This is a genomic window from Puniceicoccus vermicola, assembly GCF_014230055.1.
Taxonomy (GTDB): Bacteria; Verrucomicrobiota; Verrucomicrobiia; order Opitutales; family Puniceicoccaceae; genus Puniceicoccus; species Puniceicoccus vermicola.
In genome coordinates this window covers 1-24,178 of record NZ_JACHVA010000135.1, presented here as the reverse complement: position 1 = coordinate 24,178, position 24,178 = coordinate 1, and the positions used below count along the sequence as shown (strand labels likewise).

The following is a 24,178-nucleotide window of genomic DNA, read 5'->3' as shown; positions in this document are numbered from 1 at the left end:
GGATACCAGACGACGTCAGGTCTTGATTCTTGACAGGTACGAGGCGTGTGCATTGGCTCACGGTTATGGCGAGGCCCCTGAGAGTAGAGTATGCGGGAGGATGTTATCACGTCTTGAACCGCGGAAACTATCGTCAGAGGATTTTTTCGGGGAAGGGAGCTGCGGAGGCCTTTGAACGTGTATTGGGGGAGGCGGCGGAGCGGTTTGGATGGCGCGTGCATGCCTATGTAATCATGAGCAATCACTTTCATCTTGCCGTGGAGCTTGGCGAACCGAATTTAAGCGAGGGGATGAAATGGTTGCAGGGGACGTGGATTCGCCGGTTCAATCGTTTTCGGAACTGGACGGGGCGCCCGTTTCAGGGGCGTTACAAGGGGATTGTTGTGGAGCCCGGGCATGTATTCGCGCAGGTTTGCCACTACATTCACCTGAATCCGGTTCGTGCGGGCATCGTTTCGGCGGAAAATCTTGGGGAGTATCGCTGGAGCAGCTTTTTTCGGCTCGAGAAAAGGGAGCGTCCCGGATGGTTGGAATTTTCGACGGTTTTATCCGAATCGGGTGGGCTAGGCGACAATCGGACTGGGTGGAATCGCTACCAAGATTATTTGGTTTGGCTGGCAGAGGATGAATTCGAAAAGAAGAAGCTGGCCGAGGCCCAGATGAGCCGGGGCTGGTGTAAGGGATCGAAGGAGTTTCGCAAGGCGATGCGGGATGAAGCGAAGGCCAAGGGGGCTCAATTGGACCGGGTTCGTTTCGAAGGTTTGGAGCCGAAGGCCTTGAAGGAGGAGCGAATGATGGTTTGGGAGGAAAAACTCGTTCAGGCGGCGACGGTCGCCGGGATTGATCTCGGAGCCCTTCCCCGTCCGAAAATGTCGCGGGAAAAGTGCCTGTTGGCAGCGGTAATGAAGAAACGGACCTCGGTTTCCAACCGTTGGCTGGCCGAACGACTCGGAACGGGTTCGATGTCGACTCCGACGCAAGCGGCAAAACGGGCGAATGAGAATCCGGGAGTCAGAAAAGAAATCGAGAGAATTGCAGAGACTTTGGAGTGATCTTTTGGCGTGAACGATGATCAATTGTCAAAAATCAAGACCTTGTAGGATGCCCGTATGTTCATTGATTTTTGAGCGCTTCCGAGAATGGATACTTTCATTCGTCGGAGGAGGGGCTCGAAAAATCTCTCTGGAAGTGAGACTCTGGGGAGTGCCAGGAAGTCCGTCTGCGGTGGCCACCGCAGACGGACGGCTCCGGGAGAGATCGATCAAGACCATGAACCCAAAGAGTTCGAACGTCAGCACGGATCACCCGGTAGCCTCCTGGCTTAATATCAAACAGTTGACAGAGCCCCAGCGTAAAACCGGTGAGCTCATCTCTACAAGGAAGATATAAGCTATGGATTCAACCCAGACAGTCACCTACATCGGCGTCGATATATCAAAGGAAACGCTGGAAGTATGTCTTCCCTCAGGTAAACGGAGGTTTCCCTTCACACCGTCGGGAATGACCTCTCTGAGAAAGGCCTTTCCAAAAGAGGGAATCCCACATGTGATCTGTGAGGCTACCGGAGGGTACGAGAAGGCTCTCTTAGAGGACCTTTGGGAGCACGGGATTGCCGTTTCTCTGGTCAATGCCTCCCGGGTGAGACACTTCGCCAAAAGCGAAGGACTCAAAGCCAAGAGCGATCCCATCGACGCTCATATCCTTGCACGCTTCGGGGAGGAAAAGAAGCCCCGTCGATGCGATCCTCCCACACCCGTGCGGAAAAAAATGATCGAATTGCTCGACCGGAGAGCCCAGCTCTCCGACATGATTACACAAGAGAAAAACCGGACTCAAAAAGCTCCGGCTTCCTTAAGGAAGTCTTACCTGCGAGTGCTGAAAACCCTCGAACAGGAACTGAACACGACCGACCGGGAGCTTGAGAAATGCGTGGGATCCGACGAAACCTTGAAAAGAAACGACGAACTCTTCTGCAGCGTTAAAGGCATTGGTTCGGTGACCTCTTGGTCGATACTCGCATACCTCGGTGATATTACGCAGTTCGGGAGAAACCAATTGGTCGCCCTCGTGGGAGTCGCCCCGTTCGATCAAGACTCGGGAACCCACAAGGGACGCAGGAGAATCGAAGGAGGACGGGCAAAAGTCCGCAGAGCCTTATACATGGCCGCACAGTCCGCAGCTGCCCACAATCCCGTCATCAAACCCTACGTTGCACGCCTCAAAGAAAGACAGAAACCCCACAAAGTCGCCCTTACCGCCGCCATGAGAAAGATCATTATACACCTACACTCTATCGCGAAAAATCAGGAGTTGTCCCTTGCATGAAAAACACAGTTGCTGACGTCATTTGGGTCGCCCGCTTAAAGGAAGAGCGGTATTCGTATTTTGGTGACTGAAACTGTCCTTGCGAAAGGGATCCGGGTCTTGCATCCAGCGTTTCTGGTTCGCCCCGTCATTTCCCTCATTCTCGTAGAGAAGCCACGAAAGTAGTTTCTCTCTGTCTCTGCAGTAGAGGAACTACGATAGTAGTTTCTTTCCGCCTCTGTCGTAAAGGTACTACGACAGTAGTTCTCCCCATCTTTGCAGTAGAGGAACTACGATAGTAGTTTCTCCATGCGTCCCTCCCTCCTTGATTGGTGAAAATTCCGAGATCCCGAGCCTAAGTCATTGGTCATCAGTTCCTCGGAGATCGAAGGTGAAAGGCTTGATCTGTCATGTAGTCACTCGGCGAAATGGGGGATTCACCCATTTGTAAGATATTTTTATTCAATATTTTAGAAATCGTTTGACAGAAATTGGAGCACGGGGGTACAACGGGTCGTCTTCGCCTGATGTCGGGCGTTTCTGAGGTAAATCGAATAAAAATTTTAAGCCCGCTTCCCCAATGAGCCGTTTTCTCTTTTTCCCTGTTCTCGCTTTCTTTCTGCCTTTGATCGCCTCTGCGGGCGAAACGGCGGCTGGCACGGTCATTGAGATTTCCGGAGTCGGAACCTTTGTGATTGTTTCCTCACTGTTCATTTCCTGGAAGCAGATGCCGGATATCGCCCGAAGCTCGATTCGGAAGACCTTGTGCTTCTGGCGGAAATAGTTGACCGGGGAGCTTGATGAACTCCCGGTTGATGAAACGGTTCCTCCGCAGCAGCGGAAGGATCTTTTTTTATGGCGTTAGCATTCCTCTTTCGGGGGTCGCTCAAGTGTCTCTGCCGATCGAGATCGATTTTGAAGTGGGCGAAGGATACGCTGTCGACGATTCGCCGACTCCTTTCGTTGCCACGGGAACCGCTTCAGTCACCGCATTCGATTCCTTCTCCGGCGATCAATCGGTGTTGCTTTCTCCGGGAACCACGGGGCCGTTGTTGGATCTATCCATTTCGGATGGAGTTCCCTCTTCGGTTCGTTTCGTAGACTTCTTCTTAAAGCCGGTGCTGACGCCGACCGAATCTCTTCCATCGTCGACGGCTCCCGGGGTGGTTGCGTTGTCGGCGGTAGTCGGCGAAGCCAGCGGAAGTTTCGGCTCCGTTTGGGCGGCCGATGGAACCGGAACCGGGGATGCCGTTTGGGTGGATGCGGATTGGGAGGTGCTCGCGACCGATGGCGTGGCCAATCAGTGGATCCGCTTCACCTATCGGTTGGATTACGGAACGGGCCTTTGGGATCTTTATCTGAACAACGATCTCGTTCTGGCAAATCTCGCCTTCCTGGATCCGTCCGCAGTGAGCCTGACTTCCTTTCAATTGCGGGGCGATGCGGACAAGGAGGTCTTCTTCGACTATTTTTACGCCGGTGGGATCAATCCCCTTTTTGAGGATGTGGATCAGGACGGGGTCGACGATGCCTATGAAACGGCCGAAGGGATGTCGACCAGCCTCGATGACCGGGATGAGGACAACGACTTCGATGCTCTCTCCAATTTGGAGGAGTTTCTCAAAGGACTTCTCGCGGGAACCGCCGACAGTGACGGTGATGGCATTCCCGACGGCTTGGAGATCGCCGAGGGGACCGATCCATTGGTCGCCGACCGGTCCGGTCTGGCGCCCATTCCCTTTGCCGAAAATTTCGAGAGCGACGCGGTGGGTTCGCCCCCGTCCTCCTCGTTCAGCGTTGCCTCGGGCGGCGCTGTTCTCTCGGTGATCGATGAAGCGGGCACGCCCGACGGTCTCCAAAGTTTGCAAGTCGAAAACACGGGCGAGGCCGGGGCTGTGGTGCAATATTTCGCGGGCTCCGGGCAATCGGTGGTCTGGCTCGATTTTTACGGGAAACTCGGTTGGGTCGCCGACGACGAATATCCGGAAATCGCCCGGGGAAGTGCCGGAGTCTTTTTTCAGCGTGAAGACGGGCGCTTTCTTGCCTTTGACGGCGAAGGCGATGGCGGCGGAGTCTACCGCTCCGTGGGATCTCCCGGTGACTGGGAAGCGTGGCGTCGGGTCACCCTTCGCCTCGATTACGGTTCGCAAACCTGGTCGCTCTGGATCGATGACATCAAAATCGCCTCCGACTACGGTTTCGCCTGGAACAGTCCCTACTTCAGCCGTTTCAAAGCGGGTGGGGACGCGGGCTCCCGGCTGGATTTGGATGCGGTAACGGTATCGACGAACGAGCCGCTTGGTCTCGACGACGACGGAGACGGGATGGATTCCATCTGGGAGCGACAGTTCGGTTTGGATCCGAACGATCCTTCGGATGTTTCGAGCGATTCCGATAGCGATTTTTGGACAGCCGAGGAGGAGTATCGGCTCGGTCTCGAACCGAACGTCGCCGATGCCGGAGGCCTTCCGTTTTTCGACGGATTTGAGGCATACCCCACGGGAGAAACCCTTCATGGAAAGAACCAATGGGTTCTCTCTCTCGCCGAATCCTCCGCGACACCCGATGCGACCGAATCCGCTGAAGGGGCCCAAAGTCTTTTGCTCACGGGATCGGAAGAGGACCCTGTGGCCGTGGAGCGACACTTTCAGGCAGTCGGGCGGGATGTCGTGACCCTACGCCTTATGCTGAAGCCTCAAGGGTACGAAAACCTCGAACCGGAAATCGCCGCCGACTCCGCAGCCGCGTTCTATTTCGGGGCAGACGGCCTCTTGCGCTATTTCGACGGAAGCACATCCACTTGGATGTCTGCCTCCCACACGCCGGTGGATCCTGCTCAATGGCAGCCGGTCTCACTTGAACTCGATTATGTTGGCGGCACCTATGCGGTCTGGTTGGAGGAAACCACTCTGGTCGCGAATGTCACGTTTGCCAGTCCTCAAACTCAGTTCCGGAAATTTCGGATCACCGAACAGTCGGACACTCCATCACGTGTAGACGCCGTCGCGATCTACCCCTTCGCCGACCGGGATTTCGATGTCTTCGACGACGGATACGAACAGTTGATCGTCGATGCCGATCCGAACGACTCGCTGAATTCCATTGAGGACGTCGATGCCACCGCTGATCCGGACGGGGACGGGCTCGATAATTCCCAGGAATATGCCCAAGGCAAATTGCCCTTTCTCGCCGACGCCGATGTCCAGTATTACGTCGACCAAACCACGGGAGATGACTCCGCCTACAATGGCCTCAGCGCAATCCCTGGATTGCCAAGAACCGGTGACGGACCGAAGCAATCTCTTGCGGGCGGTCTTTTCGTTGCTGCGCACGGTTCCCGAATTCTCATTCGCGAAGGTACATATGACGAATCTACTCTGAATTCGGCTGAAAAAGACGTAATTCTTCGCCCGTCTGGTAATGTCGTTTTACGTTAGGAATCGATTATTCAAAATGAAATGAGAGTCGTTTTTCGAAAGCGCGACTTCGCAAAAATTTCCAACCAAGCCACAACAATTGAACCATCATGAAACCTATGAAGTATCATTCATTCTATAAATTGTTTTTAGCTTCACTGTTTCCATTTTGGACCGTTGCCGCCGACTCCTTGACGATCGAGGGCGACCTCGCCGTCGAAGCTGCGGGCTCCTCCGATGGGGACCTTTCGGCTGACGATGAGCTAACAGTTAATCTTGATGACTCGGTCGTTTCGCCAGCTGTGAAGGCTTCGTTCAAGGTGGAAAGCAATGGGGTTATTTGGGCAGGTTACGGAGATAAATTTAGTTCAGAGGGCATGCATCCTGAAGGAAACGGCTCTCGATTGATGTGGTTGCCTGAAAAGAGCGCGTTCCGGGCCGGAAGTGCAGATGCTTTCTATGGGGGGACGGATATGGAGGAAATCGGGCAGTTTTCAGTTGCTTTCGGTGACGGAAGCCAATCCCGGGGTTATGGGTCCGCAGCATTCGGGGTGGGAACTACGGCCAATACCGCTTTTAGTAGTGCATTTGGGGCTTTTAATATTAGTCTTCCAATAGTGCCCGGTTCTGAACCTCTATTTGAGGTGGGAAATGGTATTGATCCGTGGGGGAAATCTAATGCTTTAACTATTCTGAGGGATGGAAGGATCGCTCTAGGGCACCATTTGAGCTATCCGAGCGAACTGGATGAAACAGTTCAAATTAATGGAGCATTACTAGTTGGTGATTATGACAATTTTCAAACTGCGACACCTTCGCCAGGAGCAATACGGTTTGATTCAAGTGCTACTGATTTTGAAGGCTACGACGGCACCGAATGGAAATCTTTGACTCAGGGGGACGGGGGAACCGCCATTGCCGCGTCCGAACTGGTCGTTCCGGGGACTTCGGACGTTAAGTTGAGCGTCAATGCGTCGGGCGCCGTCCTCCTCTCTGAGGCCCAAGGGGACATTCCGATGTTCGGACAATGATTACTGGTCATACACTTGAATCAGACCCAAAAGTTCCCCGCTAACCGTTTCGTTACGTGAGAATCCTCATCCCCTCCATATTCCTACATCTGGGAATCCTGCTTACGATCGCTTACGGTGGGATCGACGATGGCTTGATTGGGTATTGGCCTTTGGACGGAGATGCGCTCGATCATTCGGGAAATGGCTTCGACGGAACAGTTTTGGAAGGGGCTTCCTTTGTCGACGAGCCAAAAGGGGCCGATCGGCAGGTCCTGCAGACAGCTCGCGGCGAAGTGAATTTTGGGCATGTGCAAACGGGCTCCCTCGCTCCCTATTATCCTGGGCCATATGAGACTGACTTTCAGACCTCGGGATCGGTCTGGGTCATGTTCGATGACCGTTTGAGTCTCACTCAAGCTCCCGGGTGGCAGGGGATTCTGGGACATTCTCCGGGCTTGTCCTACGTGAATCGTAAGCTCGGTGGAAATCAGATCGGGACGATGGTGAAAAGCACGGAACACGGCAATTCTTCGACTGGAAACTACTGGCCACGTTCGGAACGGGAGGCCGTCCGAGGAGAAGGAGTGTGGTATCATGTCGCATGGACCTTTGATGCACACAATGAGGGCGAAGAGGGCCATTTTCGCTGGTACATCAATGGCCAATTGAGCAGAGAGGATACGAGCGGGATCCAGACGACAGGCGGCTCGAATTTCAAAATTGGCGCCGATTATTCCGGCAGGGCGACAAACTCGAAGTTGGCCGAAGTTCGTCTCTATGATCGAATCCTGACCGAAGGTGAAATCTTGGAACTCGCAGCTGATGACGACTTTCAACGACCGGAATATCCCTCATGGTGGGGGATCTCATCGGAAGGATCTTTGCAGGATCTCTACGAACACGGGACGCCTCCCGAGGATCACGCACCCGCAACGGTCGGCCAGCTAAAATACATCGCCGCAAAGGCCCGCGACGAATTGGAGGCGGCACTTGCGCCTGTCGGCGGTGCCGGTCCTGAAATCAATGCCATGGTCGATGCCTTCGGCATTGCCGACCCAGACGACTACGGAGTCGCGAATCTCGGGCAGCTCAAATACATCAGCGCCAAGTTCTTTGATCGCTTTGCCGCTATCGGCTTTACAATGGGAAGCGCGGGTTGGCCTTCTGGTCTGATTTTGGATGAAGAGACTGGGGACAACGCTCCGTCTTACCCATGGCTGGATAATGTCACCCCAGCAAATTCTTCGATAGCGAACATCGGTCAACTCAAGTTGCTGTTCTCATGGAATCTACTCCCTTTGACGGCAGAAGATGCCGACGGAGACGGTTTACCCGACTACTGGGAAAACTACTGGTTTGGAGATTTACGGTATAGTCCCGACGATGATCCAGACCGCGATGGAATGAACAATCTGCTTGAGTATGAGAATTCCTGCAATCCAAGTAATCCCGATACTGACGGGGATACGATGGAAGATATGTTTGAATATCATTATAGTTTGAACGCCACTTCAACCGCGGATAACGACGTGACTGGTCCCAATGATGATCCTGATGGCGATGGTCTCAGTAATTTGACCGAGTTTCTCTCCGGGAATTTTCCGGATGCTTATGCAATTAATATTGACCAGACGCAGATTGTATTTGGTCGACACGTTCTTTTTGGTTCGGACCCGGGAGTCTACTATGCAAACTTCTTTGCAGTAGAAGATATAATCTATATTCCCGAATACAGCACGGATCTCGTAAATTGGCATTATGATCATGTGATTGTAGGAAATAATCACGTAGTTAATGAGCTTCAGTATAGTGACGACCCGCTCCTTTCAGGATTTGTATTTTTTCGATTCAGAATGTATCTTGGGCGCGTGGATGAGGACGGGGATGGTATGCCCGACTGGTGGGAAGCGGAGTATGGAGTCACATCACCGACCGCGAATGATGACAGTAGCGGTGGCGATGTTTTCAATAATGTGGATGAATACCGACTCGGCCTAGTGCCGAATGATCCGCTGAATCCGGATCTTGATACGGATTCGGACGGCATCCCCGATTCCATCGAATTTTACTATGCTTTTCTCGATCCCAATAATCCAGAAGACGCGTTTGAGGACGAAGATGGTGACCGGTATCCGAATGTATTCGAGATCTACTTCGGTACCGATCCTGAAAATGCGGATCCTGATTCGGTTGGTCCTGGCGAGAAGCCCGCTTATCCATCATATGGCGACTTCGCTTATTTCCTCGTTGACGAAACACTGGCGGAAAACTCCGGCAATAGCTTCACGAACATTGCCGATGCCGAAGGTGTCGCAGATGATTACAACTATTCGATCATCGAAGTGCTCCCCGGGGATTACGAGGGAAAGGTTTCTGCGAACGCTCCTATGTTGGTTCTGTCTCGCAATAGCGCCAAAGTGACAAGCATTTATTCCGCATCCTCCGAAGCGGTTCTTATTGATGATACCAGTGCTGTTCTGAATGGTTTCACGCTGAGCGACAGCCGGCAGGGCTTTAAGGTTTCAGGCTCGGCGGAGCATCGCGTCGTGGTTAAAGACTGCATCATACGAGATAATGGATGGGGCGACAGCATTTATAACGATGGTGGCGGGATTCACCTCTCGGGAGCGACTTTGACCGTCGATAACACGTATATTCATCGGAATACCTGTGATGATGATGGTGCTGGTATTTATCAACATAGCGGAGATCTTAGGTTGACGCGTAGCGTTATTATGGAGAATACCGCTGGTGACGATGGGGGGGGTATTTTCGTGCGCGCAGGCGATCAGACTGTGATTCAGTCGACGATCGCAAACAATATCGCCGAGGGTAATTATGATGGCGTCTATTTCACTAATTCAAGTTACCAGTATGATTATACAAACACGCTTATCTGGAATCCCAAGGATGTTCCGGATTGGACCGGTCATATTTATTTGGCTACCGGATTGGACCTGGCCACCGTTTTTACGGGCTGCTTGACCCCGACCCCCGATGCGACCGGCAATCTTCAGGTCAATCATCTCATTCTGTCTCCGGCTCAGACTGATCCACTCTTGACCAAGGATGGACACCTTCAATATAATTCACCGGCTATCGATAAAGTGGCAGCTAGCACGGTCCTGCGGGATATCGATGGCGAGGCTTACCCACTGTCGGCTTCGGATGCGGATATTGGCGCGGATGAGTACACGGATTCGAACGGCACTGCGGATGCCGACGGGTTGCCTGATTGGATTGAGGCATTGGGGATTGTCGGTGATTTCGACGATGACGATGACTCTGATGGACTGTCGAATGGTGAAGAGTATATTCTTAACACACCGATTACAGATCCTGATATTGACGGTGATGGACTTCTCGATGGTGACGAGTTGTATGGCGATGGCACTCACGGCGATACGGACGGCTATGTGACGGATCTGTATTCAGTGGATACGGATCTGGATGGGATGCCCGATGCCTGGGAGGGTTTAAACGGTCTCAATCCGACAGACGGATCAGACGCGTTTGAGGATGTTGATGGTGATCGATACCCGAATGCTTGGGAATATGTTCATGGTTTCCAGGTAACTGTATTTGGAACCGACCCGGACCCGGACCATCTGGTTCTTGACGCGCCACCGGTGGTTTCAGTCAATCCATTGACTGGTGGGGATTCGAGCTCTGATCTCGTTTTCTCCACACTTCGCGCGGCCTTGGATGCGGTGAATATGGGTTCGGTTGGTGGTGATTTTGCTATTGTCCACATTGCCGCAGGTATTTACGAAGAATACGGTCTGAGCACGGGTGATAGGAAAATCCTGATACTAGGGGAATTGGGGTCGCAAAACGGTCAGGCAGTGATCAAAGGTTCGGCAGATAATGTTGAGTCGCTTTACATTTCCGGCAGTTCGGTAGTCGATGGGCTTGTGATCACTCATTCGGGGATTCAATCTGGATCGGGCGTGCGTGTCTTTTCAAATGATGAAGATGTGCGCGTGCGCCTTATTAATTGCATTATTCGGGGTAATGTTACGAACTTCGATGGCGGTGCCATAAAAAATAGCAATGTAGGTCTGACCGAGCTCATTCATTGCACACTCACGGGGAACCGTGCCGAGGGTTCTGGCAGTAGTATTTTTAATTCATCTAGCTCCCATATTCGTATCGCCAATAGCATACTTTGGGATCAGGTCGATTTGAGCGGGAATGACGGAAATCTTGCGAATGAGTCGATCTATGATGATAATAGTAGTGGGGGAGCGGTTGTCGTTAATAGTATTGTGCGTGGAGGTGATTTTTCAGGTATCAATGAGGATCCCGTTTTGACTGCCGAAGGTTGGTTACGATCGGACCCGGCCTCTTCAGCGATTGACCCCCTTGGCGTGAATCTCGAGCCTTCGGTTTCGCTTCTTGACTTGAATGGCGAAGTCCGTGGCAGTGTTGGAGCGCCGGATTTGGGGGCGGATGAGTTTATCAATACCGATGGGACGCTGGATGATACTTTACCGGACTGGTTTGAGCTGCGTTATGGTGGAGTTGTGGATTCGATCCTTGATGATGATGGGCACGCTGACGCCGACATGCTTACGAATTTTGAAGAATACATGGTCGGCACTGACCCAGCAGATCCGGATACCGATGGCGATACATTGCTCGATGATGATGAGTTGAGTGATCAGGCCGCAGATGGTGATACCGATGGATTGGTGACTGATCCGCTCAATCCGGACGATGATTTCGACGGGATGCCCACTTTGTGGGAGATTCAGAAGAATATTTCCGGGGGAATTGATGCGAGCGTTGATCTATTGGACTATTCGATAAATGATGCTCACTTAAATAACGATGGAGATTTGGATCATAATGGTATTCTGGAGAATCCCGGTGATACGCTCACAAATCTTGAGGAATACCAGGCGGGCACGCATCCACTGAAGGTTGATACTGACGGCGATCAAATGCCGGATAGCTGGGAACTCGCTTACGGTTTGCGACCGTCCGAAGATGATGCCGATTTGTCTGCCGATAGCGATGCTCTGACAAACCTTCAGGAATACAATTACGGAACGGCTCCGGATAAGGCCGATACTGATAACGATTATATCGATGATGACGTGGAGATCGCACAAGGATCGGATCCGCTCGATCCAGCCAGCTTGGGGGATCATGTGAATCTACCGGTATTATTTGATTTTGAAAAAGAGGCACTGGCTTCTTTGAATGGTCAGAACGGTTGGGAGGCTGTTGGCGCAACTGTGATTAAGGATGTCGGTGATGCTGGAAACCAACTCGTTCAGCTCACGGATGATGACAATTTGAACCATCTGTTGCACCCGATCGCGCCGTCCAACAGTGGCCGCGAAGTGTTTATCAATTTCGATGCCAAATTACAGCTGGGTGAGACCTTCGATCCCACGGCTCTCGCGGACACCGCGAAGGCAACTATACTTCTTACTTTGGATGCTTCCGGTCGGCTCATGGTTTATGATGGTGTAGGGGAAGTGTGGATTGCCGATACCCATACCGGGATCACCTACGCCGACACTTGGCATCATTACGAAATTAAGCTCAACACATTCAACGCAAACTGGAGCTTGCTCGTCGATGGCGCTACGGTCTTTCAGAGCATTCCGGCTCGTGATGCCGAAAGTTATACCTATTATTTTTGGAGTTTCTACTATCAGGGTCTGCCGATATCCGCCGGTCCTCCCGTCCTGATTGACAACCTGACGCTTTCCTATGATGCGGACACCGATTTCAACCGGGAGTTCATGCTGCCCTTGTCGGAGAGTTTTATCGGCTATTCGAATAGTAATCTCATCCTGGCAAGTGAGAATGTTGGCTGGGATCTCACTGGAGTAGGGGCAGCGGCTACGATCAACACGCAAGCGCCCCCCTTCACTGATTTCGACGAAGACGGATTCTCGCTCGAACTCAGCGCAGGCTCTGGGGCTACGATCTTGAGCCATGGTTTCGAGCCACAATCGGGCTACGTAACTGCCCGCTTCGCCGTTCGACCGGTCCTTCTAAGTCCTGCCGAAGCTCCGCTTACCCCGTCTACGGAGGCCCCTATCGACTTTTATGTCGATGCTGGCGGCACCTTGTTCGTCGGCGATGGTTCAGTCTGGTCGCAGATTGCGGGTTTGGAATTTGTTGAATCCGAATGGTACGTCATGACGATCGTTTATAATGTCGCTGCTCAGACTTGGCGGCTGGGTGTCAATGATCAAACAGTAGCTACGGATCTCGCCTTTTCGGTGCTTCGGCCACAATTGAATGCCTTCAAGTTGATTCACCACTCAAATACGGCCCTCGTTTTCGACGCTCTGACTGTCGCCCAGGGGGCACCGCCTTTGATTGCGTGGAACGGAATTTCCGCCTACGGGACATTGCCTACGGGACAGTCCTATTATAAAACGTCCGAGGGTCTGAGACTGGCTGTTACGGCAATAGACATGGATACTGAGGATGACCTCTTGGTGGAGTTCTTTGATTTGGATGCCACGGATCCGTCCGTTCCAATTTCGACAGATCCTTATGGTTCATCTACCGCGGAGTACACCGATGAATATTATCTGCCTGCGATAGAAGGGGGGCATCGCATTTACGCCGTAGCGACCGATACGGATGGCTTTTTTGTAGAGAGTCCTGTGCAGACCATACATGTCTCTGCCGATAGTGATGGCGATGGACTGCCGGACCGATGGGAGACCGACCAAGGCTGGAATACGGCTACCTACGATGGAACTTCCAATCCCGATGGCGATGCCTATGACAACAATGCCGAGTTGCTCAACGGCTCAGATCCGACCGATTACTACAATGTCGGCCACCCCATCCATGAAGTGATTCCGCAGATTTTGGTCATGGACGGTGATAGCCAGACGGTGACGGGCCCCGCGTCACAAACCATAACCATTCTCCTCACAGACCAGGCCGGGGATCCATTGGGAGCGGCTCCGTTCACGCTCGATTCCGAGATCGTCGGGCTCTTGTTCGATTGGGATGCGGATCCCAGTGATGGTGCGAAACCGCTGAGTGGTATCACCGAACCCAATGGCACCGAAACTTTCACATTTCAACCATAAGGCTGGGTCTCCAGCCATACCTAATGACTTCAGACACAGATTACACGAACAGGCCTAGCACCGCATCTAAGTTTAGGAGTCCGCTCAAACTTTTCGCAGTCGTGCTCTGCAGTATCGCAGTGTTCTGCGCGAACGCGGTATTCGCGGATCAGGGCTCGGGTTCTTATCCGCTTCCCGCTATTATCGACCCCGGCGAGCCAGACTGTGGCCCCCAGCCCCCCCCGCCTGGGATGTATTTTACTAAGGTGGAATTCGACGATTCCAACGCCCCTTCCGGCTCGGTGGATATTGAGGTATGGATACTAGATGCGACCGCAATTCCGGCGGCAGATCATTACGAATTACAATATATCGATGATAATGACGGCGATAGTGATGGTAAGGGCTATTTCGGAACCGACTCATATTGGACGTCTTTGCCGCTGCAATTGGAGACCATTGAATCTGATCAGACCTATCAGTTTACCGACTCAAATTATCAGGTCGAGCACCATCGCTATTACCGTTTTGCTGCGATTGATCAGAACGGTGATGTTATCTATAAGAATGATAGTATGCAAAATGGTCGCGTTGCCAGCGTCCTGAAGCACCAAGAATGGAAGGTGTTTGAGCGTTCAATTAGCAATTTTCACCCAAACAATGAGCAAACGACGACTTCGACAACGACGACTTCGACAACGACGACTTCGACCGTTTTTAGACCGACATCCTCTGAGCAGAATAGTTCAAATTTTTATGATCATTCGATTGAAGATGAAAATTGGTCTCCAAAGTTTACGACGGATGCGGATGTTCTTTCGTTAATGTATTGGACTAGCGAATTCCATTCCTTTGACGCCTTTACGAGTAGTTTTCTGCGCGTTGGCTCCCATTCAGAAGTAGACCAGAATATTGAGCAAAAATTTTCGGTTTCTGGAGACCCTGATAATGCACAATATGGAACGAACTATTTTGGTGATTATGTATATAATTTCCGAATAGATCGCTACCCCTATTCAGCTTTTCTGAGTGACTTTCGGGGGAGGTTGTCGGAGTCGGAGGGTGCTTATCTGAACCCGTTGAATGAAAATAGCGAAGTTCGATTAAGTATGGATATCTCTGTTTTGATTGGCCTTGAGTCCCCATGGCCAAATTTCTTCGAACTCGTTGATTTTACGACCGGAAAAATCGAAATCACCTGGAGTAACAGTAACCTCAATATCGAAGGCTATGACCCAAAAGAACAGCGAGTACACCATCTAATAAGTCCGTACATTATTCAGCCGACGGTCTATGGGAATAGTGACGACCCCGACACCCCGGAATCCATTAGCAGACTTGCGACCGACTGGAAGATTACCCCGCAGACTTGGCCTAGTGATGAAGAAACCGAAATTTCCATTAAAGTTACGTTTCCAGACGGCTCGACGGCTATTGAAAAATCATACACAATTAAGTTTCCGGATCGCGCGACCGCCAAAGCCGATAGTACCCCCGATTATTACAATATCCCTTTTAATACCGCAACAGGACCGCGCTATCGGAAGATCGGTATCAATGGTCGCCCGCTATCCGACGAAAAGCCACAAGCAGCGTCCGAAAACGATGAGGCGAAAGAAGAAACCTATGTGGACGCTTTCAACTTGAATCTCGTACACGGCGTCACCGATATCTATGTGCCGATTCCAGGTAGCGAACTCACACTCTCGTTGCGTCGTAACATAACCTCTGAAATTTGGAGCGAGAACAGCGGCCTGCGTCCTTATGAGCGTCCCGACAAACCCTTTGGGCCAGCTTGGTCGAGCAACGTTTGCTCCAATATTGAAGTAATTACTCCTGAGGGCCCAGACGTAAATCAGTATGAAGAACCGACCAAGGCCTACGTTACCGACGAAAATGGGCAGACTCACGAATTTGTCCAATACGAGACTGCATGGTTCCCCATGCCTTCCGCCAGTCACGAAGCCCGCTCTTACCTTACCCGGCTGACTGAAAGCGAGAATGGTTTTAGTTTTAGGCAGAAGCACGGCAACACATTGAGTTTCGATAAAATTCCCGGAGAACAAAGGCTCATGCGCGATCGGGTCGAAGGCAGTCAGAATTATACGGTCTATACGTATGCACGTCTCGATACTGTGACAGACCGCCTGAGCTACCAGCTCAAGTATACCTATTCTGGAACGCAGTCATTGATCCCCATAACTATCGCCGCGATCGATCCCACCGGCAACCCGATCCCGAATCTTGAAATCAACGTAAGCCAGTCAGGGGGGCGGGTCGACAAAGTATGGGATCCGAATGAAAATGAGATTCGCTACAACTACGGTGCCCCCCATCTCTACACGTACGACGGCTACAACGTTACTTCAGTGGAAAATTACCTGGAGAAGCTTATTTCCGTTGAGTTCATGGAGGAGGGTGCGGTGATTTCTCGTACGGATTACGACTATGAGGAAGAAACGGAAGGAGCCTATACTCCCCTAAATGGCAATGATGTCGCATCTTCCGGTAGACCGAAGAGTCCGCCATATCAGGATCCGGCTATACTTCCCTGTGATGGAGAACAACAGCATGTCAATTATCACCATCTCAATCTGAGTGCGGTCGTCGATGCGAACGGAAACGCTTATAATTTCACTTACGCTTTTGACCACTCCAAAGAAACTTATGTAAGTAATTCTGTGACAGCAGGCTACTACCTCCAAACCGGGAACCCGCGCTACGTTTCGAGAATTGATCTTCCCGATGGAAGTAGCGCGCGCTATACCAACGGCAACCTCTCGAATCGTATTCGCATCTCGACTGGCGGAGATGGGTACGAAAACGTGTCAATGACCAACGAGCGCTCAAACGCCGTGACCGATGCCGATGGCTTCGAAACCACCTATACCTTTGGTGGGATGGATATTGAAGTTCTCACCCAGTTCAAGGATCTATTGATTAACTCGGGTGTCTATACGCCCGATACGAAATACAAAGACCCCCGTATTCTCTATTATACCGACATGGAGATCACTCATGGCGACTATGGCAAGGAAACCTACGTTTTCGATAAAGTAGCCGGTCTTTCGCTCGCCAGCGCTACTGACTTAAGTGGTAATCAGAGGGAATATGGTTACGGCGAATCGATCACGGTTCCGCAGAGTTTGGCGGACATTTGGCCCTTCGAGCTTTTCGGGCAATACAGTGATCCGACCTATGAAAAACATATTGGCTCTGACGGTCTGGTCACTATCAAGCACTTCGCTTACGAATCCCATTTCCGGATTATGAAGGAATACATCGATCCGAAAGGTCGGAGGACCGTCACCATGATCGATTCGATGGGGCGTCGCACCGATGAAAAGATCTACAGCGATTCCAATATGCTTATACAGCAGACCGATTTCGCTTACGCCGATACCACGTGGCGTGGTGTAGTCACCGCTCAGACCGTCAAAACACTTTCCGGCGATCCCTCGTGGGCGTCCGATCTTGTTACATTTAACGAGCTCGATACCAACGGACGCATTGAAACCAGTTATCGTTATCCGAATGCGGACGCGGATGGCAATTCCGTGCCGGATCGCATGACTGCATATACCTACGATAACAACAACAACCGCCTCTCCATCACTGAAGGCAGTGTTGGCTCTATTGGTAAAACCACCGCTTTCGAATACGATGCGCGCAACCGGCTCGAAAAGACCATTTTTCATGATAATAGCGAAACTAGCGAAACCCGGAACTATTACGATGGTCGTGGTAACCTCATCGTCCAGATCGACGAAAACGACCACGCCACTGTCAATCAATACGATGCACTCAATCGCCTCGAAAAGACCATCCGTATTATCAACGGCAGCTATCCGAACGCGCCGCCAGACGACGATTACACTCCCGATAGCGACGACCTTGTCACCTCTAATTCCTACAACAACGTTAACTCCCTCGAGCAAACCACCCGCACCGATGGTCCCACTACGACGATGGAATACGACGGCCTTCAACGCGTCACAAAATCCACCGTGTCCGGCTCCGGTTTCGCCGATCAGGTGACTCAATTTTTTTATGGTAACAACTCCGGCGGTTCCGTCTTCAACGTCTCCGGTTTCAAACCCACCCTCAGTATCAGCCCACGCGGCTACCGCACCGCAGTTACCTACGACAGCCTTTACCGTCCCACACAGACCAAGGCCGAGTACGAGCCGGGCCGCTATGCCACAACGAAAACGGAATACGACCTTGTCGGTAACCCCACCCAAGTCACCGACCCCCTCGGCAATGCGACCATCACCGAATTTGACGCGTTGAACCGCCCTACGCTAGTAACCTTCGCGGATAGCACCACCGTTAGCACCGTCTACACAGCCACCGGCCTGGCCTACTCGGTAACCGATGAAAAAGGTAAAATCACCACTACCGAATACGATGCCGCAGGTCGTCCGATTAGAGTCATCCAGCCCAGAGTTCCGGTCTACGGAGCTGCCGACGATGCTACTCCCATTACCAAGACCTTCTACGACGCCTACGGGAACGCTAAAATCGAGGAAAATCCCCTGGGAAAACGCTGGATCACCGAATACGACGCTCGCAATCGCCCCACAAAAGTTACTCGGCCGGCCACACAATACATCGACGAAGCAGGCAATCTCCAACCCGCCTTTGCTTCCTTTACTGATACCACCTATGACAGTGTCGGCAACGTGCGCTCCGTCACCGACGCCCGTGGCAATACCAGATATACCACTTACGATGAAGCGAACCGCCCTGTTATTTCCATCTCTCCTCAGGTCACTCTAGCCAATGGCAATACCGTCTATCCGGCCACCCGGAATGGCTACGACCGGTCGGGCAATATCCTCACCGTCGAGCAGGGCACCGTCGCTGATCCATTGGTGCCGACCTTTTCTCCCGCGAGAGTCTCGGCCGACAACAGCTACGATGGCCTTGGTCGCTTGTTGACTACCACCGATGCCGAGAATATCACCGTCTCCAATCAGTATGATAAAGGCAACAATCTCATCCAAGTCACCGACGGTGAAAGCCAAGTCACCCTCTACACTTACGATGGTCTCAATCGGCTGCGTTCCACCACGTACGGGGGTAGTGGGGGCGACGATACCTCTCTGGAATATGACGCTGTCAACCTAGTCAGTCGAATCGATGCCAAAGGCCAAGTCACCCATTACAGTTATGATAATCGCCACCGCCTTACCGATGTGTTCTACGTTGGCGCGGGGCACGAAAATCGACGCTACCAATACGATCTTGTCGGTAATATCACCGACGTGGTCGAACCGGGGAAAGGCGGATTGACCGATGTTCACTACACCTACGACGCCCTTTCTCGGATCGAGACCGAGACCTCCGCAGGCATCACCCATAAATACAGTTACGACCTAGCGGGCAACCGTATGAGCACCAACTATGGAGATGGTTCCGGTGGAACGAGACTCGCGCTCGTTTCCACCTATGACGCGCTCAACCGCACGTTGACCATTTTTGAAGACGACAATGGAGACGGCACTCACAACGGCACTGAGAGTCTCTCGGGTTACGAATACGACCTCGAAGGCAATATCCGTGAGAAAAAGCAGGCAAATGGAGATATCGTCTCCAAAACCTATGACGCCCTCGGTCGCATTCTCAGCGTCACCGGTCCCGGTGCCGCAGGTAGCGAACTTTACATCAGCACCAATGCTTACGACCTCTACGGGAACCTCACCCGATTGTCCGAGACCTATCCCGGCGGTAGTATTAACGCACGCATCGTCATAAATACCTACGATGACGCCAACCGCCTTACCAGCGAAACGATCGAGAAACACGATGGGCAAAGCCTCGCCGACCCGCTTTTGAATACCGTCGTCACCGACTACACTTACGACCAAGCGCACAACCGCGAGTCACGCATGATAGATGCAGACGACAATGGCGACTACACCGGCGCGGGCGACTCCATCATGCGCTACGTTTATGATAATGCTCTCAATCAAATCAGCTATTCCTACCAGGACACGAATAACAGCACCGCTTGGGACTACGGCGAAGCACGCACCGATTACAGCTACGGTGCCAACGGTAACCGCCGCACCGCCGAAGCCGATACCGATGGTGATACCTCCGTCGATAAGACCAGCCACTACACCTACGACCGCGAAAACCGCCTCGTCCAACTGACTGAGAACACGAACGGAGCAGGAGAACCCAAAATCATCGATATTTATCCCGGAGCTGGCGACATTCTGGCCCAGTATAAAACTCGAGTCACCTACTATACCTCAGCCCCGACTAGAACTTACAAATATGCCTACGACTACCGCACCCGTCGGGTCCTGCGCGACGAGTCTGACGCCGGAGGGGCCCGCACCGAAATTGTTTTCTCCGGTGGCACCTCCGTCCAGGAATATGCCGGGGGAGCCACTGTCCCCACCGTCGAGTACATCCGCGGATCGGACTACGGCGGGGGAATTGGCGGTATTCTCTATTCGCTACGATCTTCCGATTCTTCCTTCTATCATTACAACAGCCGCGGCGATGTCGTCGCGAAAACCGACGCCAGCGGAGCCCTCGGCTACCAAGCCGCCTACGAAGCCTTTGGCAAACACGGCGATACCCCAACCTCGGAAGAGTGGGGCACCAATCCCGATCCGCAACAGGCCAATACCAAAGACGAAGATCCGACGGGTCTTCTCAACGAAGGCTTCCGCTACCGCGATTTGGATACCGGCACCTTTATCACGCGCGATCCGCTTGGATTTATCGACGGCCCGAACGTCTATACCTATGTCGTCCAGAATCCGTGGACCAAGTTCGATCCGCTGGGGTTGTATTACAACAAGGATCAATTTGACGATGATGGATACATGAAGAAAAAAGAGGAAATTGAGAAAAATGAGGAGTATAACAAACGAGTCGATCACTTTAATGAGCAATGGAAGAAAGCTCGCGATACACCGACCGGTTCAGCCTTGCATGATCATATAATAAATTCTGATTGGAGATATTCTGTTGATGTCATGGCGAAACCAGGCCGTGATGGTGATGAGAAGGATCATTATTCCAGAGAAGACAAGGATGGCAAAGGATCAACATCTTATTTCACTTCGATGGACCATTTTAGTTATGAAACGATAGCCCATGAATTCTTTCACGGTGTGCAGGATGAATTTAATCCCTATCTAAGTCTGGAAATGAGGGAAGGAGAATCATTTGAGGAAGCGGAAAGAAGATGGATAAACGAAACTCTTAGGGCAATGGGGACCAATGTAAAAGGTTTAGCAGAGGCGTACAGTTCAGAGGACGCAGCAAATCAACAGAAATATTTCGAGAAAGGTTCAGGTGGTAAAGAAGTAAGATTTCCTGGGCAAGAAGCTCAGGCGACGCGAGTCGAGAATATGGTCGAATATGAGTATTTGAAGAAAAATGACCCTGAGAGGTTTGAATTATTTATAAAACATCAGTGGTATAGATCTAGCTATAAAGATTTTTCCGTCGATAATCCCTTGGGGAAGTATTCTGATTAGAATTTATTTTCATCTAAATATGGCGAATTCTATTCGATTATTTTTAGGCTTTATTTTTATGATCTCTCTCTCGTGTTCGAGTCATCGAATTGATTCAAATTCTGATAGCGAGATTCTTGATGAACTTGCTTCAGCGGTATTTGTTCCCGGTGAAATGGATGGATTGACAGTCGAGGAATGTGCTAAGGTTATTGTGCAGATTCTCAATGAGGAGTCTGAAAATGGATTATGGTCGTATTCAATTGAGCCTGATTTGGTTTATAATAATATTTCAGAACAATTGTTTAAAAGCAGGAAGCTTCGTGCCAGTATAAATAAAGAAATTTCGATTATTGATTTTCTAACTTTTATGCAACAATCAGTATACTCTGGTTATTTGCTGCGAGGTCGAGAAATCGTATTTTATGGCATCCGATGACGCAGATCCTAGGGCGCGAAGACGCTAAAAATACGTCGGGTGTTGAATTTTGACAAAATCTCGACCAGGACTCGAGGCAACTCCAGGGCCGTTCCGAGCCGCCCGACCGAACCGGTATCCGCACCCGCTTCCCGGCCTCCAATTAGCGGGAGTGGGACACCAAAAAGACGTCACGTCTTGATCTTTGACAAATCCCTCCCCTCACACTCCGAGAAATCCCGCGTCCCCGGCCACCGGATACGAATCGGCGCGTCTCGCCCGCCCCCCGAATCACCCCCCTGCCTTCCCCGTCCGGCCCTTTGGATTTTTGGGAGGGTCCGCGTCTTTCGCACAACAACTTTATGTCCAATCCCTCCTGAATCCTTCCTGGCACTCGCAGGCTTCGTTCGGAAGGGGCGGGTTTTGACATAAAGTGAGAGGCACCGAAAAGACGTCAGGTCTTGATTCTTGACAGATACGAGGCGGGTGAATTGGCTCACGGTTATGGCGAGGCCCCTGAGAGTTGAGTACGGGTGAATTGGCTCACGGTTATGGCGAGGCCCCTGAGAGTTGAGTATGCGGGAGGATGTTATCACGTCTTGAACCGTGGAAATTATCGTCAGAGGATTTTTTCAGGGAAGGGAGCTGCGGAGGCCTTTGAACGTGTGCTGGGGGAGGCGGCGGAGCGTTTTGGATGGCGCTTGCATGCCTACGTAATCATGAGCAATCACTTTCATCTTGCCGTGGAGCTTGGCGAACCAAATTTAAGCGAAGGGATGAAATGGTTGCAGGGAACGTGGATTCGCCGGTTCAATCGTTTTCGGAACTGGACGGGGCGTCCGTTTCAGGGGCGTTACAAGGGGATTGTTGTGGAGCCCGGGCACGTATTCGCCCAGGTTTGCCACTACATTCACCTGAATCCGGTTCGTGCGGGGATCGTTTCGGCGGAAAATCTTGGGGAGTATCGATGGAGCAGCTTTTTTCGGCTCGAGAAAAGGGAACGTCCCGGATGGTTGGAATTTTCGACGGTGTTATCCGAATCGGGTGGGCTAGGCGACAATCGGACTGGGTGGAATCGCTACCAAGATTATTTGGTTTGGCTGGCAGAGGATGAATTCGAAAAGAAGAAGCTGGCAGAGGCCCAGATGAGCCGAGGCTGGTGTAAGGGATCGAAGGAGTTTCGCAAGGCGATGCGGGATGAAGCGAAGGCCAAGGGGGCGCAATTGGACCGGGTTCGTTTCGAAGGTTTGGAGCCGAAGGCCTTGGAGGAGGAGCGAATAATGGTTTGGGAGGAAAAACTCGTTCAGGCGGCGACGGTCGCCGGGATTGATCTCGAAGCTCTTCCCCGTCCGAAAATGTCGCGGGAAAAGTGCCTGTTGGCAGCGACAATGAAGAAACGGACCTCGGTCTCCAACCGTTGGCTGGCCGAACGACTCGGAATGGGTTCGATGTCAACCCCGACGCAAGCGGCAAAACGGGCGAGTGAGAATCCGGGAGCCAGAAAAGAAATCGAGAGAATTGAAAAGGCTTTGGAGTGATCTTCTGGCGTGAACGATGATCAATTGTCAAAAATCAAGACCTGACGTCATTTGGGGCTCCCTGTTGTAGAATTTCTGAATTCGGAGGAAGATAAATGATATATTTTTATGCGTTATTGAATATTTTGACTATAGCTTCCTCTTTCTTTATTCTCAGTAACAGGAAGATTCCTGAGCTGAGAAAACACTTTTTTATCGCTCTATTTCTTCGTATTTTTATTATTTCGATTCTTAACGTAGGTTTCGCATGGCTTTTCGATGTTCCTATAGTAATTTTTCGAGAGCATCTCTCGGCGGAGCAAGTTGTACAAACAGGAATTCCGGTGGGCGTTATAGCTATTTTTTGCGCATTTTCTGGCGTGATTATTAATCGGCTTCGATGGAGAGGAAAGAATTCGGATGGTGACGTAGAACCCTGAAGCAAATCCCAAAGATTTACAACTGACTCGAAGGTATGACCCAAAGACATCGGTAACAAGTATCCCGAGGACATCGGTAACGTAAGCGTTCGGTGAGCGATCTCCTTCCGCAAAGCCAGCTGAGGTGATAGTGTAGCTGGATGGAATCGATAGAAGCTGAAGTCTGTTCTGGGGATTGAAAGAGCGACCGCAAGGGTCGTCGGATGCTGGGTGGCAAGGAATGGCATCGCCTGATGTGCGAGTATGATTCTAGTGGTCTGACCCCAATGGCACTTAGATAAGGCGTTTTTCTGAACGATCTGTGTCACTTTTTGCGTCTGCTTGGGGAAACAACCATTTGGTGTCTAGGTTTGGTCATAAGTTGGAATTTTTTGGGTCTTCTTTTCTTCACTCTGGGCTGGTGTCGTCCTGGCCTGAGGGGGAGTTTTTCGTCATGGATAAGTTCTTCGATAGTGGCTTGTAGGCGAACTCTTTCGCCATATGTGCGTGTTCGGAATAGCTCGCAACAGCGCCTGAGAGCTTCGCGAG

At 51.5% G+C, this 24,178-nt stretch carries 9 protein-coding genes; all 9 read left to right on the top strand.

All coding sequences use genetic code 11. From position 1 onward, the window contains the following. Window positions 1-65 precede the first annotated feature (65 nt). The 9 genes from H5P30_RS19210 (at window position 66) to H5P30_RS19170 (ending at window position 23,231) form a co-directional block, all read left to right on the top strand. The gene (locus H5P30_RS19210; protein WP_185694536.1) at window positions 66-1,052 is read left to right on the top strand and encodes a transposase; all 987 of its coding nucleotides are present in this window, start codon (window positions 66-68) and stop codon (window positions 1,050-1,052) included. A gap of 340 nt (window positions 1,053-1,392) precedes the next feature. After that, on the top strand, window positions 1,393-2,325 hold the full coding sequence (locus tag H5P30_RS19205) for a transposase (RefSeq protein WP_185694535.1): 933 nt from the start codon (window positions 1,393-1,395) through the stop codon (window positions 2,323-2,325). A 559-nt stretch (window positions 2,326-2,884) separates the two neighbouring features. Then, window positions 2,885-3,088 carry a hypothetical protein gene (locus tag H5P30_RS19200; protein ID WP_185694534.1) on the top strand — a complete coding sequence of 68 codons (204 nt, stop codon included), beginning with the start codon at window positions 2,885-2,887 and terminating at the stop codon, window positions 3,086-3,088. A gap of 31 nt (window positions 3,089-3,119) precedes the next feature. Further along, window positions 3,120-5,741, top strand: coding sequence for a thrombospondin type 3 repeat-containing protein (locus H5P30_RS19195; RefSeq protein WP_185694533.1), 2,622 nt, complete (start codon window positions 3,120-3,122; stop codon window positions 5,739-5,741). Between the two features lie 89 nt (window positions 5,742-5,830). Further along, on the top strand, window positions 5,831-6,751 hold the full coding sequence (locus H5P30_RS19190) for a hypothetical protein (protein ID WP_185694532.1): 921 nt from the start codon (window positions 5,831-5,833) through the stop codon (window positions 6,749-6,751). A 56-nt stretch (window positions 6,752-6,807) separates the two neighbouring features. Further along, entirely contained in the window at window positions 6,808-13,809 is a 7,002-nt protein-coding gene (locus tag H5P30_RS19185; RefSeq protein WP_185694531.1) for a LamG-like jellyroll fold domain-containing protein, read from the top strand. Between the two features lie 230 nt (window positions 13,810-14,039). Further along, window positions 14,040-21,296, top strand: a complete 7,257-nt coding sequence (locus H5P30_RS19180; protein WP_185694530.1) for an RHS repeat protein — start codon at window positions 14,040-14,042, stop codon at window positions 21,294-21,296. A gap of 19 nt (window positions 21,297-21,315) precedes the next feature. Then, window positions 21,316-21,714: a hypothetical protein gene (locus H5P30_RS19175; RefSeq protein WP_185694529.1), complete on the top strand. Its 399-nt coding sequence runs from the start codon at window positions 21,316-21,318 to the stop codon at window positions 21,712-21,714. A 530-nt stretch (window positions 21,715-22,244) separates the two neighbouring features. Beyond that, window positions 22,245-23,231: a transposase gene (locus H5P30_RS19170; protein WP_185694528.1), complete on the top strand. Its 987-nt coding sequence runs from the start codon at window positions 22,245-22,247 to the stop codon at window positions 23,229-23,231. Window positions 23,232-24,178 lie beyond the last annotated feature (947 nt).

What these genes read in the sequence shown, in the direction of transcription:
- H5P30_RS19210 (WP_185694536.1), top strand. Translation starts at nt 66, where the DNA reads ATGGCGAGGCCCCTGAGAGTAGAGTATGCGGGAGGATGTTATCACGTC.
- H5P30_RS19205 (WP_185694535.1), top strand. Translation starts at nt 1,393, where the DNA reads ATGGATTCAACCCAGACAGTCACCTACATCGGCGTCGATATATCAAAG.
- H5P30_RS19200 (WP_185694534.1), top strand. Translation starts at nt 2,885, where the DNA reads ATGAGCCGTTTTCTCTTTTTCCCTGTTCTCGCTTTCTTTCTGCCTTTG.
- H5P30_RS19195 (WP_185694533.1), top strand. Translation starts at nt 3,120, where the DNA reads ATGAAACGGTTCCTCCGCAGCAGCGGAAGGATCTTTTTTTATGGCGTT.
- H5P30_RS19190 (WP_185694532.1), top strand. Translation starts at nt 5,831, where the DNA reads ATGAAACCTATGAAGTATCATTCATTCTATAAATTGTTTTTAGCTTCA.
- H5P30_RS19180 (WP_185694530.1), top strand. Translation starts at nt 14,040, where the DNA reads ATGTATTTTACTAAGGTGGAATTCGACGATTCCAACGCCCCTTCCGGC.
- H5P30_RS19175 (WP_185694529.1), top strand. Translation starts at nt 21,316, where the DNA reads ATGGCGAATTCTATTCGATTATTTTTAGGCTTTATTTTTATGATCTCT.
- H5P30_RS19170 (WP_185694528.1), top strand. Translation starts at nt 22,245, where the DNA reads ATGGCGAGGCCCCTGAGAGTTGAGTATGCGGGAGGATGTTATCACGTC.